This window comes from Caulobacter sp. GW822-FHT01G02, from assembly GCF_058802865.1.
In genome coordinates, this window is record NZ_JBXAON010000002.1 from 149,400 (window position 1) to 164,767 (window position 15,368).

General features: G+C 68.6%; 11 protein-coding genes. 8 read left to right on the forward strand and 3 right to left on the reverse strand.

Features of this window, described 5'->3' with window-relative positions:
- Positions 1 to 192 precede the first annotated feature (192 nt).
- From AC1RNC_RS06270 to AC1RNC_RS06300, 7 genes are all read left to right on the forward strand, one after another.
- A complete protein-coding gene (locus tag AC1RNC_RS06270; RefSeq protein WP_492884641.1) occupies positions 193 to 1,977 on the forward strand; it encodes an autotransporter assembly complex protein TamA in 1,785 nt (594 codons plus the stop codon).
- A 71-nt stretch (positions 1,978 to 2,048) separates the two neighbouring features.
- Positions 2,049 to 6,179, forward strand: a complete 4,131-nt coding sequence (locus AC1RNC_RS06275) for a translocation/assembly module TamB domain-containing protein (RefSeq protein ID WP_492885494.1) — start codon at positions 2,049 to 2,051, stop codon at positions 6,177 to 6,179.
- A 101-nt stretch (positions 6,180 to 6,280) separates the two neighbouring features.
- Positions 6,281 to 7,525 carry a hydrolase gene (locus AC1RNC_RS06280; RefSeq protein ID WP_492884643.1) on the forward strand — a complete coding sequence of 415 codons (1,245 nt, stop codon included), beginning with the start codon at positions 6,281 to 6,283 and terminating at the stop codon, positions 7,523 to 7,525.
- Positions 7,526 to 8,530: an arginine N-succinyltransferase gene (locus tag AC1RNC_RS06285; protein WP_492884645.1), complete on the forward strand. Its 1,005-nt coding sequence runs from the start codon at positions 7,526 to 7,528 to the stop codon at positions 8,528 to 8,530.
- Positions 8,527 to 9,978, forward strand: a complete 1,452-nt coding sequence (gene astD, locus AC1RNC_RS06290; protein WP_492884647.1) for a succinylglutamate-semialdehyde dehydrogenase — start codon at positions 8,527 to 8,529, stop codon at positions 9,976 to 9,978. Before AC1RNC_RS06285 ends, astD begins: the two co-directional genes overlap by 4 nt.
- Positions 9,975 to 11,315, forward strand: coding sequence for an N-succinylarginine dihydrolase (astB, locus tag AC1RNC_RS06295; protein WP_492884649.1), 1,341 nt, complete (start codon positions 9,975 to 9,977; stop codon positions 11,313 to 11,315). The genes astD and astB overlap by 4 nt, the downstream gene beginning before the upstream one ends.
- Positions 11,312 to 11,812 (forward strand): GNAT family N-acetyltransferase, encoded by a 501-nt coding sequence (locus tag AC1RNC_RS06300; protein WP_395443981.1) that lies wholly within the window; start codon positions 11,312 to 11,314, stop codon positions 11,810 to 11,812. The genes astB and AC1RNC_RS06300 overlap by 4 nt, the downstream gene beginning before the upstream one ends.
- Here AC1RNC_RS06300 and AC1RNC_RS06305 read toward each other — a convergent pair.
- Positions 11,809 to 12,609 carry a LytTR family DNA-binding domain-containing protein gene (locus tag AC1RNC_RS06305; protein ID WP_492884652.1) on the reverse strand — a complete coding sequence of 267 codons (801 nt, stop codon included), beginning with the start codon at positions 12,607 to 12,609 and terminating at the stop codon, positions 11,809 to 11,811. The genes AC1RNC_RS06300 and AC1RNC_RS06305 overlap by 4 nt on opposite strands.
- Positions 12,610 to 12,744: 135 nt before the next feature.
- Here AC1RNC_RS06305 and AC1RNC_RS06310 point away from each other — a divergent pair, with 135 nt between their 5' ends.
- Entirely contained in the window at positions 12,745 to 13,962 is a 1,218-nt protein-coding gene (locus AC1RNC_RS06310; RefSeq protein ID WP_492884654.1) for an acyltransferase family protein, read from the forward strand.
- On the opposite strand, the gene phhA is transcribed toward AC1RNC_RS06310, so the two are convergent.
- The gene (gene phhA / locus AC1RNC_RS06315; protein WP_492884656.1) at positions 13,917 to 14,801 is read right to left on the reverse strand and encodes a phenylalanine 4-monooxygenase; all 885 of its coding nucleotides are present in this window, start codon (positions 14,799 to 14,801) and stop codon (positions 13,917 to 13,919) included. The genes AC1RNC_RS06310 and phhA overlap by 46 nt on opposite strands.
- Positions 14,802 to 14,882: 81 nt before the next feature.
- Positions 14,883 to 15,212, reverse strand: a complete 330-nt coding sequence (gene hspQ / locus AC1RNC_RS06320) for a heat shock protein HspQ (RefSeq protein ID WP_125157501.1) — start codon at positions 15,210 to 15,212, stop codon at positions 14,883 to 14,885.
- Positions 15,213 to 15,368 lie beyond the last annotated feature (156 nt).

Here is a 15,368-nt window from a genome sequence, read left to right on the forward strand (position 1 = left end):
AGTGTAGCGACCACCATGCGCGCCGGATTCGACGTCCGCCACGTGGATGCGCATGACTGCTTATCATTTGGGCGCCATTCGCCCGCTTTGAGAAGCGCCGCTCGGGCAAGGTTCGTTGCATTTCCTGTCGTGACAGCGGCGCCACCCCGGACTACAGCAGGGCCCGGGGGCGCTTCGCGCGGGGAACGTGATTTGGTGCTTGGGCGGACTACCCTCGCGTTAACGGCGGTGATTTGGCTGATCGCCTCGGCCGCGCTTGCCGACGAGCCGATGGCCCAGATCCAAGGTGTCGAGGACAAATACCTGCGCGACGCTATCCAGCGCGCTCTGACCCAGTCCAAGACTTCCGCCCAAAGCCGCGCCGAAGCCCGTCGCCGCGCTCGTCAGGCCGGCGAGGACGCCATCGCCGTTCTGCGTGCCGAGGGCTATTATGGCTACACCGTCGAACCCGACGTCATGGACGGCGAGCCGCCGCGCGCGGTGGTCAAGATCACGCCCGGTCCCGTCTTCCTGATCGCCGATCCACGCATCGACTGGTCCGGCGCGCCGCCGGATGAGGGCACCCGCCAGCGCGCCGCCACCGCCATGCGCCTGACCGAGGGCGAGCCGGGCCGTTCGGCGGACGTAGTGGGCGCCGAGGGGCGTGTCGTCGCCCAGGTGGCCAAGCTCGGCTATGCCGACGCGGCCGCCGAGCCGCGCGAGGTCATTGTCGACCACGCCGACCACACGGTCCGGCCGGCCTTCAAGATCGCGGCCGGCGAACTGGTTCACCTCGACGGCATCGAGGTCGTGACCAAAGGGCGCACCAACGCCGCCTGGGTCAGCCGCTTGGCCCCCTGGGTGTCCGGCGACGTCTACGATCCCGAGGACGTGGCCGAGCTGGAGCGCCGCCTGCGCGACACCAGCGTCTATGATTCGATCTCGGTCTCGCTGGCGGGCACGGACAAGGCCACGGCCGAGGGGTATCGTCCCGTCGTCGTCACCCTGGCGGATCGCAAGTCGCGCACCATCGAACTGGGCGCGGGCTATTCGACCAACGAGGGCGCAGGCGTCGACGCGCGCTGGATCCGCTACAACCGGCTGAAGCGCGCCGACACCACGACCTACGCCCTGCGTTTCGCCAAGTTGGAGCAACGCCTGGGGGCCGAGATCTCGCTGCCGCACTGGCGCCGGCCCCAGCAGACGCTGAAGCTGAACACCGCCGTATTCCGCAACGACACCGACGCCTATAACGAAACCGGCGCCACGGTCGGGGTGGACCTGACCAAGCGACGGCAGACGACCGCCTATCGCACCTTCGGCGTCTCGCTCGATATCTCCCAGACCAAGGAACAGGTGAGCCGAAACGGCCTGGTGGCGGGCCGCAAGCTGAACCTGGCGACCTTCGCGGGCCTGGCGGCCTATGCCTGGGACTTCTCGGACAACATCCTTGATCCCAAGCGTGGCTGGCGTCTGGAGGCCCGGGGCGAGCCGACCTACGTGGTCGGCGACACGACCGTTCCCTACCTGAAACTGACCACCCAGGGCTCGGCCTATATCCCGTTCGGCCGGCAGGCCAGCACTGTGCTGGCCGGACGCCTTAAGCTGGGCGCGATCGTCGGCGGCGGCGTCCAGGACGTTCCGGCCTCGCGGCGCTTTTATGCCGGTGGCGGCGGTTCGGTGCGAGGCTATTCCTACCAGGCCATCGGGCCGCGCCTGACCGACAACACCCCGCAGGGCGGCATCTCGCTGGTCGAGACCTCGATCGAGCTGCGCCAGAAGATCACCTCGAAATGGAGCGGCGTGGCCTTCATCGACACCGGCGCCATCGGCACGCACAACACGCCGCAACGCGAGGACTTCCGGGCCGGTGCGGGTTTTGGTGTCCGCTACGACCTGGGCTTTGGCCCGATCCGCGCCGACGTCGCCGTGCCCATGGGCCGCCGCAAGGGCGATCCCGCCTTCCAAGTCTATCTCAGCATCGGTCAAAGCTTTTGAGCGCGGAGCACGACAAGCCTGACCTGACGGAGACCGTCGCCCACGCCGCCGAGGCGGCGGGCGAGGCCGCCGTGAAGGTCTCGAGGAAGATCGGCTGGGGCGGCGTGGTGCTGATCGCCGCGGCGATCCTGGCCGGCATCCTGATTGTCATGGCGGGCGGCCTGCGCCTGGCCCCCATCACCCCGCAGGGCCGGATGTTCCTGGAGGCTCGCGCCTCGGGGCTCAAGCTGGGCCGCATCGGCAGGCTGCATATCGAAGGCCTGTCGGGGGACATCTGGAAGAACTTCGGCGTCCGCCGCCTGACCATCTCCGATGAGAAGGGGATCTGGCTGGAGGCGCACGACCTGCGCGTGGCCTGGCGGCCGACCGAGCTGTTCGGCCGTCGTTTCCACGCCGAGAGCATCGACGCGCGCGATGTCATCGTGCTGCGACGCCCGACCATGGAGCCCAAGGGACCCAAGTCCAGCGCCGCGCCCGTGTCGGTCGATCTCGACGCCTTTAGGTTCCGCCTGATCACCCGCCCGGCCTTTAGCGGCAAGGACGGCGACTTCGACGTCGCGGGCGCCTACGAAATGGCGCGCCAGGGCGGGCAGAAGGGCAAGCTGGGCGTCGCCTCGCGCCTCCATGTCGGCGATCACCTGAACCTCGATTTCGACCTGGGTCGCTCCAAGAGCCTGCACCTGATCGCCGACGCGACCGAGGCCAATGGCGGCGCGATCGCTGGCGCGCTGGGCTTGCCGGCCAACCGCACCTTCGATCTGAAGGCCAAAGCCGACGGCACGACCAGCCGCGCGGCGTTCAACGTCTTGGCGCGCTCGGGTCAGGCGACGCCGCTGCAGGCCGACGGCGCCTGGACCGAGCAAGGCGGTTCGGCCCGAGGCCGCATCGATCTCACGGCCTCGACCTTGACCCAACGTCTGGCCCACATGTTCGGGCCGGAAGCCAATTTCACGATCGATGGCAAGAAAACGGCCCAGGACGGTCTGTCGGACCTGAACCTGGCGATCATGGCCCAGAACCTGACCCTTCACGGCCACGGCCTGGCGGATCTGGCCAAGAAGCGGACGGGGCCGGACGGCGTCGCGTTCAGCGCCCAGATCGGCGCCTTGAAGCGGATCGTGACCATCCCGCAGATGGGGCGCGGCCTGGCCGACGGCGTCTTCCGACTGGAGGAGGGCGGCTTCTCGGTCGAGGGTGATGTCGACGTCGCCGACCTGGAATTGCTGGGCTATCGCCTCAAGCGCGCCAAGGGACCGGCCAAGGTGCGCTGGGCCAAGGGCGAGCTGGAGATCAAGGCTGCGGCGACCTCGTCGGGCGGCGGCGGCACGGGCATTCTGGCCCTGCTCGGCCCCAGCCCCAAGGCCTCGTTCGAAGGAGCGCGGGTCAAGGGTGGTCGGTTCCTGATCAAGTCGGCCCGGATCGACGCCCCGAACCTGATCGTCACCGGCAAGGGCGAACGCGGACCGCTCGGCGGCCTGTCATTCGACGGCGACATGAAGGTAGCCAGCATGGGGCCGGTGCGGCCGGGCGCGAAGGGTTCGGTCACCGCCAAATGGACGGCCAACAGCTTCGCCAACCGGCCCTGGAGCTTCACGGTCGACAGTCGCGCGGCGGGTTTCGCCACCGGCTATCCCGAGATCGACCGCCTGCTGGGCGCAACGCCCCGCCTGAATGGCAAGGCCAGCTGGAACGACGGCGTCCTGGCCGTCGCGGACGCCAAGCTGGAAGGAGCCAACGCCAGCCTGCAATCCTCCGGAAAGATGACGGTCGCCAAGGCTCTGGAACTCGACTTCAAGCTGGACTGGACCGCGACGGGCCCGTTCCGCGCCGGTCCGGTCGAAGTCGCCGGCAAGGCGGCGGGGGACGGCCACATCGGCGGCACGCTGGCCGCCCCGAAGGCCGAGCTGAACGCCGATTTCGACCGCGTTGACCTTCCCATGCTGCCCCTGACCAAGGCGCATCTGACCCTGACCTTCGCGCGTGGCCCCAACGCCACCGATGGTGTCGCGGCGCTGCAAGCCGACAGCGGCTATGGTCCGGCGCGCGGCCGCACGGCCTTCCGCTTCTCGCCAGGCGGCATCGAACTGAGCGAACTGGACGTCGACGCCGGCGGCGCCAAGGCCAAGGGGGCGATGAGCCTGCGCGACGGGCTGCCGGCCATGGCCGACCTGACCGTCGCCATCGGCCCCGGCGCCTTCCTGCCTCAGGGCCAGGTCAGGGGCGCGGCCAAGCTGGTCGACGCGCCCGGTGGCGGCGGCGCCAGCGCGACCCTGGACCTGACCGCCGAGGACGTCGCGACCGGAGCCTGGAAGGTCCGTTCTGCGCGCATCAAGGCAGACGGCCCCTTGGCGCGCCTGCCGCTGTCGATCGATGCGCGCGGCGAGGCTCCCGGCGGCCGCTGGCGCATCGGCGGCACGGGCGACCTGGCGCAGAACGGCAAGATCTATGACCTCAGCCTCGACGCCGCTGGCCGCATGGGCCGCACCGAGATCAAGACCCGCGAGACGGCCAAGGTGCGTTTCGGCGACGGCCCGACCCAGGCTCGCCTACGCCTGGCCATCGACAAGGGACGCGCCGACATCGACGCCGACCTGGGCGGCGCCACGGCCATGCTGAAGGCGGAACTGGCGGGCGTGGCGATCACGGCCTTCAACCCCGATCTCGACGGCGACATCGACGGCTCGTTCAATCTGCGCGGGCAGGGCGAGGCCCTGGGCGGCGACTTCACCATGCGCCTTTCCAACGCCCGCGAACGCGGCGCCAAGATCGAGCAGTCGCTCAACGCCAAGGTCCACGGCGACCTGACCGACAGCCACCTGACCATCGTCGCCGACGGCGACAACAGTCAGGGCCTGAAGGCCGACGCCAACCTCGTCCTGCCGGTCGAGGCCTCGGCCCGGCCGCTGCGCCTGGTGATCGACAAGAAGCGCGGCGTGCAGGGGCAGTTCTCGGCCAAGGGCGAGATCAAGCCGCTGTGGAACCTGCTGATGGGCGCCGACCGCTCGCTGTCGGGGCGCATCAATCTGCAGGGCAGCATTGGCGGCACGCTCGCCGATCCACGCCTGCTGGGCTCGGCGACCCTGGACAATGGCGGCTTCGAGGACGGCCAGACCGGCCTGCGCCTGCGCAACGTCGTCCTTCGAACGGCCCTGGCCGACAACGCCATCGACGTCAGTCAGGCCATTGGCGAGGACGGGCAGGGCGGTACGATCTCGGGCCAGGGGCGGATCAGCCTGGCGCGCGACGGCGTGGGCAACTTCAAGCTCGACATGAAGAGCTTCCGCCTGATCGACAACGACCTGGCTTCGGCGGTCGCCAGTGGGCAGGCCTCGGTGAACCGTTCGGCCGACGGAAAGATCAAGTTGACGGGGGCGGTGACCCTCGACCGCGCCGATGTCTCGGCCCAGAGCAAGACGCCGGCCGGCGTCGTGGCCATGGACGTGATCGAGCGCAATCGCCCGCAGGATCTGGACCAGGGCCTGCAGCGCCGCCCGAACACGGGCGGCATGATTCTGGACCTGGACCTGAAGGCGCCGCGCCGGGTGTTCGTGCGCGGTCGCGGCCTGGACGTCGAGCTGTCGCTGGACGCCCATGTCGGCGGCACCTCCCTGGCCCCGCAGCTCTCGGGCGTGGCGCGCATGGTGCGGGGTGAGTACGACTTCGCCGGCAAGCGGTTCGAGTTCGACGACGACGGCGTGGTCTATCTGTCCAGCCAACTGGACCGCATCCGCCTGGACCTTTCAGCGACACGCCAGGACGCCTCCCTGACGGCGGTGGTCCGCATCAAGGGCACGGCCGCCAAGCCCGAGATCACCCTGACCTCCAAGCCCGAGCTGCCCAGCGACGAGGTGCTCAGCCAGGTGCTGTTCGGCGCCTCGGCCGCCCAGCTGTCGCCGATCGAGGCGGCTCAGCTAGCGTCCGCGCTCGCCTCGCTGGCCGGCGGCGGGGGCTTCGACGTGATCGGCAACCTGCGCAGCTTCGCGCGCCTCGATCGCCTGGCCTTCGCCGAAGGCGCCACGGGCATGACGGTGTCGGGCGGCAAGTACGTAACCGACGACGTCTATGTCGAGATTATCGGCGGCGGCCGGGAGGGGCCCGCCGCCCAGGTCGAGTGGCGCGTCCGTCGGACGCTGTCGCTGGTCTCGCGCATTGGCGGCCAGAACGACGCCAAGCTTTCCGTCCGCTGGAGAAAAGACTATTAGAGACGCAAGGCTGTTGCGCGGGCGACCGGTTACCTCCTCGGAGGTGACAACGATTTGCCCGCGGCCCTTGGTTATCTTGACTGAGGGAGGACAGGCTTTTCATGCGACTCAATTCAGAAGATCGTGCGGTTCTGGATCACATCGCGCGCGATGGCGGCCTGATCGTCGACCGCGCCGTGGACTGGTGCGCCATCAACTCCGGCAGCCGGCACTTGGCCGGGCTGGAGCGCCAGAGGCAAATTCTGCTCGACGCGGCCGCGCGCCTGCCCGCCGCGCCGATCGAGACGCCGCTGTCGCCGTCGCGGGAGATCGCCGCCGACGGCCGCGAGACCGAGTTTCATCACCCGCCGTCCCTGGCTGTCGTGGTGCGTCCCGAGGCCCCGGTCCAGGTCGTGCTGACCGGCCACTATGACACCGTCTATCCCGAGATGAGCCCGTTCCAGGTCGTTCGCACGCGTCCCGACGGCGCGCTGCACGGTCCGGGCATCGCCGACATGAAGGGCGGCATCTCGGTCATGCTGGCGGCGCTGGAAGGGTTCGAAGCTCACCCTGCCTCGCACAATGTCGGCTACCGCGTGCTGCTGTCGCCGGACGAGGAGATCGGCTCGATCGCCTCGGGGCCGGTGCTGGCGGATTTCGCGCGGCGCGGCCATGTCGGCCTGACCTATGAGCCGGCCCTCGCGGATGGGGCTTTGGCCTCTGCGCGCAAGGGCTCGGGCAACTTCCACATCGTCATCCACGGCCGCGCGGCCCATGCCGGCCGTGACTTCGCCGCCGGCCGCAACGCCATCATCGGCGCGGCGCGCGTGGCCGAAAAGCTGCACGGCCTGAACGGCCAGCGCGACGGCGTCACGGTCAATGTCGCCCGCATCGACGGCGGCGCGCCGCTGAACATGGTGCCGGACGTGGCCGTGGTTCGCTTCAACGTCCGCTTCCCGGAAGCGCAGGCCGCCGCCTGGTTCGAGGCCGAAGTCGCGCGCGTCGTCGGCGAGATCGGCGATGACCTGCACGCCCATCTGCACGGCCTGATCACCCGCGGCGCCAAGCCGTTCAACGCCGCCCAGCAACAGCTGTTCGGGGCGGTGAAGGACGTCGGCGCGCTTCTCGGGCAGGACATCGCCTGGAAGCCCTCGGGCGGCGTCTGCGAAGGCAACAACCTTTTCTCTTCGGGCCTGCCGAACGTCGACACCCTGGGTGTGCGCGGCGGCGATATCCATAGCGAGGCCGAGCACGCCTTTCCTGAAAGCTTCGTCGAGCGCGCGCAGCTCTCGGCGCTGATCCTGATGAAACTGGCCAGCGGCGAGATCGACGCCAGAGCGATCCGCGCGGTCATGGGGAGTGTCTGAATGCTTGTCGTCCGTCCCGCCGGCTCCGCCGACTTCGACGCCCTGATGGAACTGGCCGTGCTGTCCGGGCGCGGTTTCACCAGCCTGCCCGAGGACGAGCCCACCTTGCGCGCCCGTCTGGCGCTGTCGGAAGCCAGCTTCCAGTCCGGCGTCGCCCCGCCCGAGGCCTGGTACACCCTGATGCTGGAGGACCTGGAGGCCAATGACGTGATCGGCGTCGCCGGGGTCAAGGCGGGCGTGGGGCTGAAGCGGCCGCACTTCTCCTTCCGGGTGGTCACCCTGGCCCAATCGTCGCCGACCCTGGCGAAGCGCTTCGATCACCGGGCCCTGGTGCTGGTCAACGAGTGCGCCGGCTGGTCGGAGGTCGGCTCGTTGTTCCTGCGGCCCGAGCGCCGCAAGGGTGGGGCGGGGCGCCTGCTGGCCCAGTCGCGCTACATGCTGATCGGCCTGGAGCCCCAGCGCTTCGCCGAAATGGTGCTGGCCGAACTGCGCGGCTGGTTCGACGAGGATGGCGGGTGCCCGTTCTGGGACCACGTGGCCAGCAAGTTCTTCCGCCTGGAGTTCGACGAGGCCGACATGATGAGCGCCTCGACCGATGGCCAGTTCATCCTCGACCTGGCGCCGCGCCATCCGATCTATGCCGAGTTGCTGCCCCAGGAAGCCAGCGAGGTGCTAGGCCGTGTCCACCGCGAGGGCGAGGCGGCGCGGGCCATGCTGGAGGCCGAGGGCTTTCGCTATCAGGGGTTGATCGACATCTTCGACGCGGGGCCGACCGTCGCCGCGCGCCGCGACGACATCAAGACGGTGCGGGATGCGCGCAGCCTGCGGGTGAAGATTGGCGAGGACGCCTTCGGCGAGGAGGCCTTGGTCTCCAGCGGCGCCCTGGCCCGGTTCCGGGCGGCGCGAGCGCCCGTGCTGATCGACGGCGACAACGCGATCCTGGGACGAGAGACGGCCCAGGCTCTGGGCGTAGGCGAAGGCGACATGGTGCGGGTGAAGGCATGAGCGGCTTGTTCATCGACGGGAAGTGGCGTTCGGGGCGCGGTCCGGAGCTGGTCTCGACCGACCCGGCGACCGGCGAGGCGGTGTGGCGCGAGGCGGCCGCCACCGAGGCCGATGTCGCCGAGGCCGTGGCCGCGGCGCACCGGGCCTTCCCCGCCTGGGCCGACCAGCCGCGCGAGGCGCGCATCGCTGTCCTGCGCCGCTACAAGGAGATCCTGGTCGAGCGCGCCGCCGCCTTCGCCGAGGCCCTGAGCCGCGAGACTGGCAAGGCTCTGTGGGAAACCAAGGCCGAACTGGGCTCCATGGCCGGCAAGGTCGACCTGTCGATCAAGGCCTATGACGAGCGTACGGGCGTCACCGAGAACGCCATGCCGTTCGGCCGCGCCGTGCTACGTCATCGGGCCCATGGCGTCATGGCGGTGCTGGGGCCGTTCAACTTTCCCGGCCACCTGCCCAACGGCCACATCGTGCCTGCCCTGCTGGCGGGCGACACCGTGGTGTTCAAGCCGTCGGAGGAGACGCCTCTGGCGGGTCAGCTGATGATCGAGGCCTTGGAGGCGGCTGGCGCGCCGGCGGGCGTCGTCAACCTCGTCCAAGGTGACCGTGAGACCGGTCAGGCGTTGATCAACCAGGCGATCGACGGCTTGCTGTTCACCGGCTCGGCGGCGGCCGGAACCTTCTTCCGCCGCCATTTCGCCGACCGACCCGATGTGATCCTGGCCCTGGAGCTGGGCGGCAACAATCCGCTGGTGGTCTGGGACGCCGACGACGCCGAGGCCGTGGCGGCGCTGGTCGTGCAGTCGGCTTTCATCACCACCGGCCAGCGCTGCTCGTGCGCGCGGCGGCTGATCGTGCCGGACGACGCCTTTGGCCGGAAGGTGATCGAGGCGACGGCGGCTCTGGCCGACCGGCTCTCGATCGGGCCCTGGAACGGGGAAGGCGAGGCCTTCATGGGTCCGCTGATCTCGGCCCGCGCCGCCGAGGCCGCTCGCGCCATCGCTGACACCATGGGCGGTGAGCGCATCCGTTCGCTAAGGTCGGTCGAGGGGCTCAGCGAGGCCTTCGTGACGCCCGGGATCGTCGACGTCACCGGCGTCGACACGCCCGACGAGGAGCTGTTCGCCCCGTGGCTGCAGGTGCGCCGCGTGGCCAGCTACGACGACGCGCTGAAAGCCGCCAACGCCACGCGCTACGGTCTCTCGGCGGGGCTTATCTCCAATGAAGCAAAGCGCTGGGATCAATTCCTGAGCCGTATCCGCGCGGGAGTCGTGAATTGGAACCGGCCGACCACGGGCGCGGCGGGTTCGATGCCGTTCGGCGGCCTAGGCGCCTCGGGCAACCATCGGCCCAGCGCCTACTATGCCGCTGACTACTGCGCCTATCCCATCGCCAGTTTCGAGGCGCCGGCCATCACCGACACACTGAAGGACATCAAGGGCCTGCGCGGATGAGCAGCGCGGTCGAGGCCAATTGCGACGGCCTTGTCGGGCCGACCCACTCCTACGTCGGTCTCTCGCCGGGGAACCTGGCCAGCCAGAAGAACGCCGGCGAGGCGTCGAACCCGCGGGGCGCGGCGCTGGAAGGGCTTGGCAAGATGCGCCGCCTGGCGGATCTGGGGATCCCGCAGTTCGTGTTGCCGCCGCATGAGCGGCCGGCTGTAAGCCTTTTGAAATCCCTTGGCTTTTCCGGTTCGGAAGCGGCGGTGATCGAACAGGCCTGGAAGGATGCGCCGGCGCTGGCCGCCGCCGCCTGTTCGGCTTCGCCGATGTGGGCCGCCAACGCCGCGACGGTGACGCCCAGCGCCGATACGGCTGACGGCCGTGTCCACTTCACGCCGGCCAACCTGCTGACCAACCTGCATCGCAGCCTGGAAGGCCCGCAGACCACGCGCGCCCTGCGTCGTCTGTTTCCTGACGAAGCCCGTTTCGCCGTCCACGACCCGCTGCCGGCTCAGCCGCACTTCGCCGACGAGGGCGCGGCCAACCACGTCCGGCTCTGCGCTGAACACGGCGCGCCGGGCGTCAACCTGTTCGTCTGGGGGCGCGAGGCCTGGGGCCATTGGGACGGCAGGTTCCCGGCCCGCCAGACTCGCGAGGCCTTCGAGGCCATCCAGCGCCGCCATGGCGCGGCGCGGGCGGTGTTTCCGCGGCAGGGCCGCGCGGCGATCGAGGGCGGGGCGTTCCACAACGACGTGGTCTGCGTCGGCACGCGGGAGTGCCTGCTCTTCCACGAACGCGCCTTCGAGGATCGCGCCGGGATGGAGCGAGATATTCGCGACGCCGCCGAGGGGCTGTTCGAGCCGGCCTTCGTCGAGGTTTCGGAGGCTGACCTCCCGATGGCCGATCTCGTGGCCAGCTATCTGTTCAATTCGCAGCTTCTGGCGATCCCGGGGGAGGACCGCCTGGTGCTGCTGGCCCCGGCCGAGACGCGCGACAACCCGCGCGCCTTCGCGGTCGCTGAGAGCCTGGCCTCGTCCAACGGTCCGATCGGCCGCGTGGAGTATGTCGACGTCCGCCAAAGTATGCGCAACGGCGGCGGCCCGGCCTGCTTGCGTTTGCGGGTGGTCCTGACCGACGCCGAGCTGTCGGCGACGAATCCCGCCCAGCGGTTCACGCCGGCTCTGCACGCCACCTTGGCCGACTGGGTGCGGCGCCGCTATCGCGACCGCCTGGCCCCGGCGGACCTGGCCGACCCCGACCTGTTGACAGAGTGTCGGGAGGCTCTGGACGAACTCAGCCAGATCCTAGACCTTGGCGGAGACTTCTATCCATTTCAGAGGGCGTCATGAGCGTCACTATCCGGCAGGCGAGCCTCGACGACCTTTCCGGGATCTTAGCCACGCACAAGGCCGCGGCGGTTCAGCCGGGGCGGCTGGCGCGCACGCCCGAGGAAATCACGGAGGCCTATGTTCGCGGCGTGATCGAGACGCCAGGCGGCGTTTGCCTCGTGGCGGTCGATCAAGAGGGGAGCATCTGCGGCGAGATCCATGCGCGCCGTGAGCATATCGCGCTCTTCGCCCACGTGCTGGGCGGGGTGACGGTCGCGGTCCAGCCGGATCACCAAGGGCGAGGCATCGGCTCCAAGCTCTTCATGGCCTTGATCGCCGAGGCGCGCACCATGAGCCCGCCGGTGCTGCGCATCGAGCTGGCGGCCGGGGCGGGCAATCCGGACGCCATCCGTCTCTACGAGCGCCTGGGCTTCCAGCAAGAGGGGCGTCAGGCCAAGCGCGGTCTCTATCCCGACGGCCGCTTCGAGGACGACATCCTGATGGGAATGCTACTTTAGCGCCGTAGCGCCGCCAAGGCCTCGGGGAAGCGCCGCGATAGCGGAGCCTCCAGGCCATCGAGCTCGACGGCGTAGTCGCCAGAGCCTTCCGGCTTTAGGCCCGTCACGCGGGCCGTGTTGACCAGCCAGGACTTGTGGGTGCGCACGAAGCCCCGCGGGGCCAGTTCCTCCAGCACGGCGCTCAGCGACGAGCGCATCAGCGGTCGTCGGTCGTGGGCGAGGACGAATTCAACATAGTTGCCCGCCGAACGCACGGCCAGGATGTCGGCGACGGGAACGCGGGTCAGCCGCGCGCCGTCCTGGATGTCGAACGTGGCGGGCGGGGCGGGGACATGAGCCTCTGGGGGCTTCTGGGCGCTGCGCCGCAGGGCCAGCCAGTAGATGATCGTCGCCAGGCCGTAGGACATCATGTCCTTGCGGAACTCGTACGGGAACTCGGTCGAGAGCGGCCCGAAGTCGTAGCCCTCGTGCAGAATGACGGCGTGACCGAGCTTGCGCAGAGCCACGAAACTGGAGACGTGCAGGACCGAATAGACGAACACGGCGACGAGGTGCGCCGGGACGGCCTGCCACCAGCGCGGCTGCTTGCGCACCATCCAGAGGGCCATGGCCGCCGGAATGCCGAAGATGACCATGGTGACCAGCGCGCTGCTCACCTCCCAGATCGCCGGCCGGATCACGCCCAGTCTCGGCGCGTCGTGCTGGATGGTGAGGACGTTGACCACCGTGATCGCCGCGATCAGGCAGGCTCCAAGAATCCAGGCGCGGGTTAGCCACAGGCGTTCATCGCCGGTCATCCCGAAAAGGCCGCCGCTGGTCCCTAAAGTCTTTCCGGTCGTCCCAGCCAGCGACCGCTGATCCCCGGACGCTTGGCTGGCCGGGGCGCGCTGCGTCAGGTCCTTGGCATCGCTTTTCAAGCCGGACGCCTCTTCATGACCACGACTGCCTTACCCCTCGACCGGCGCTACGACCTCGACTGGATTCGGGTCGGCGCGTTCTTCCTGCTGATCCTCTACCATACCGGCATGTTCTACGTGCCGTGGGAATGGCACGTGAAGTCGCCGCACGTGGTCGAGGGGCTGATGCCCTTCATGTTGCTGACCAATCCGTGGCGCCTGACCCTGCTGTTCCTGGTCTCGGGCGCGGCGACGCGGTTCATGGCCGATAAGACATCGGTCGGGAAACTGACCTGGGCGCGAATCGCACGGCTGCTGCCGCCGCTGCTGTTCGCGATGTTCGTGATCGTGCCACCGCAGTCCTACTACCAGGTGGTCGAGTACATCGCCTTGCATCCGAACAGCGGTCTGACGGTCGACAACTTCTGGGTCCGCTACGCCACCGCCTCGGGCCACTGGTGCGGGACCGACGGCGAGTGCCTGACCACACCGACCTGGAACCACATGTGGTTCGTGGCCTATCTGCTGTTCTACACCCTGGTCCTGGCCGTCATGCTGCTGGTCTGGAAGAAGGCCGGCCAGCACATCCAGACGGCCGCCGAGTGGACGCTGAAGGGCGTGGGTCTGTTCGGCTGGCCGATCCTGTTCCTGGGGATGCTGCGCGCCACGCTCTACGCCAAGTATGGCGAGACCCACGCCCTGGTCGGCGACCACTATGTCCACGCGGTCTCGTTCAGCGCCTTCCTGCTGGGCTTCGGCCTGGCCAAGTCCGAGGTGCTGCGCGATCGCCTGACCGCCATGCGCTGGCCGGCGCTGGCGCTGGCTGTCGCGGCCTGGGCGGCCTGGAGCGTCTATGTCTGGACCTATCGCAGCGACACGGCGGTTCCCCCGCCGCAGCTGAAGCTGGTCATGCGCTTCGTCTTCGCCGCCGACACCTGGTGCGCCATCGTCGCCATCCTGGGCTTCGGGGCCAAGCATCTGGCCAACAAGGGCGGCCCGGCGCTACGCTACCTGACCCTGGGCGTCTTCCCCTTCTACCTGGTCCACCAGACCCTGATCGTGGTCATGGCCTACCATCTGGCCAAGCTGGGCCTGCCCCAGGGGCTGGAGGGCGCGATCCTGATCGTGGCGACGTTCGCCGGCTGTTTCGCCACCTACGAGATCGTGCGGCGCATTCCGGGCGTGCGGATACTGTTCGGCCTGAAGGGTCAGCCGGCCGCGGCCGAAGCCAAGCGCCCGCCGGCTTTCGCATAGGCCTGCGTGCCGCGCGTAATGACGGTGTCGCCGGGGAGGATCTCGGCGACACCAATTTCGCTGGCGCCCGCCAAGCGCTCATAGAGGGCGCTGAAGTCGCGCAGCGTGACTTCCTGCAAGGTCTGGATCGAGTCGATCACGAAATAGGCCTGCTGGAAGTCGTCGATCCGATAGTTGGTGCGCATCACCCGCTCCAGGTCGAAACCGATGCGGTTGGGCGAGGGATCGTCCAGGGCGAAGATCGACTCCGCCCGCGACGAGACGATGCCGGCCCCGTAGATCCGCAGACCCGCCGGCGTCTTCATCAGGCCAAACTCCACCGTGTACCAATAGAGACGGGCGAGATTGGTCAGGCGACCCAGGCCCACCGCCCGCTGGCCGCCTTGGCCATAGGCCTGCATGTAGTCGGCGAAGACCGGATCGGTCAGCATCGGCACGTGGCCGAAAACATCGTGGAAGATGTCCGGCTCCTGCAGATAGTCCAGCTCATGCGGCTTGCGGATAAACTGGCCGGCCGGGAAGCGCCGATTGGCCAGGTGGTCGAAGAAGACGTCGTCGGGCACCAGGCCCGGCACGGCGACCACGCTCCACCCGGTCAGGCGCTGGAGCTCCTCGTTGATACGATTGAAGTCAGGGATGCCCGTGCGGTGCAGGTCCAGCGCGTCGAGGCCGCGCATGAACGCGTCACAGGCGCGGCCGTGCAGCATGTCGGCCTGACGCTCATACAGGGTGATCCAGACGTCGTGCTCGGCCTGAGAATAGGTTTCCCAGCCTTGATCGATCGTCCAGTCGGGACGGGCGCCCGGGGGCGGTCCCTTGCTAAAGCCATCTCCGCTCATGCGACGACGCTACGCCCCGTATTTGGCAAATGCTGTTCGGAGTTTGCGCCCAGAACCGTGTTCGGCGGAGAAGCGTGCCGCCTAGTGGGAAATTCGGGGACGAAGCTTGTAAAGCCCGTGATCGAACGACTCGAAGATCACCGCCGTCTGCGGGTGGCCGACGGGCTCGCCGCTGTCGTCGGGCAGCAGGTTCTGCTCGGACACATAGGCGACGTAGCTGTTGTCCTCGTTCTCGGCGAGCAGGTGGTAGAAAGGCTGGTCCTTGGTCGGCCGGATGTCTTCCGGGATGGACTGCCACCACTCCTCGGTATTGGCGAACACAGGGTCGACGTCGAACACCACGCCCCGGAACGGGAAGATGCGGTGCCTGACGACCTGTCCGATCGCGAATTTGGCGAGTCTCGAGTTCATGGCGTTAAGGATAGCCGGGCGGACCTGACTGAATCCTGAACGTAGAGGTCAGAACGCGGAACACAAGCGGGCGCCTTTCGAGAGGCGAGCGCCGTGCTATGGTCGACTCGAAGTGAGGCTTCGCGACCGTTCGCGAAGGCCTGCGAGACAGGTAGT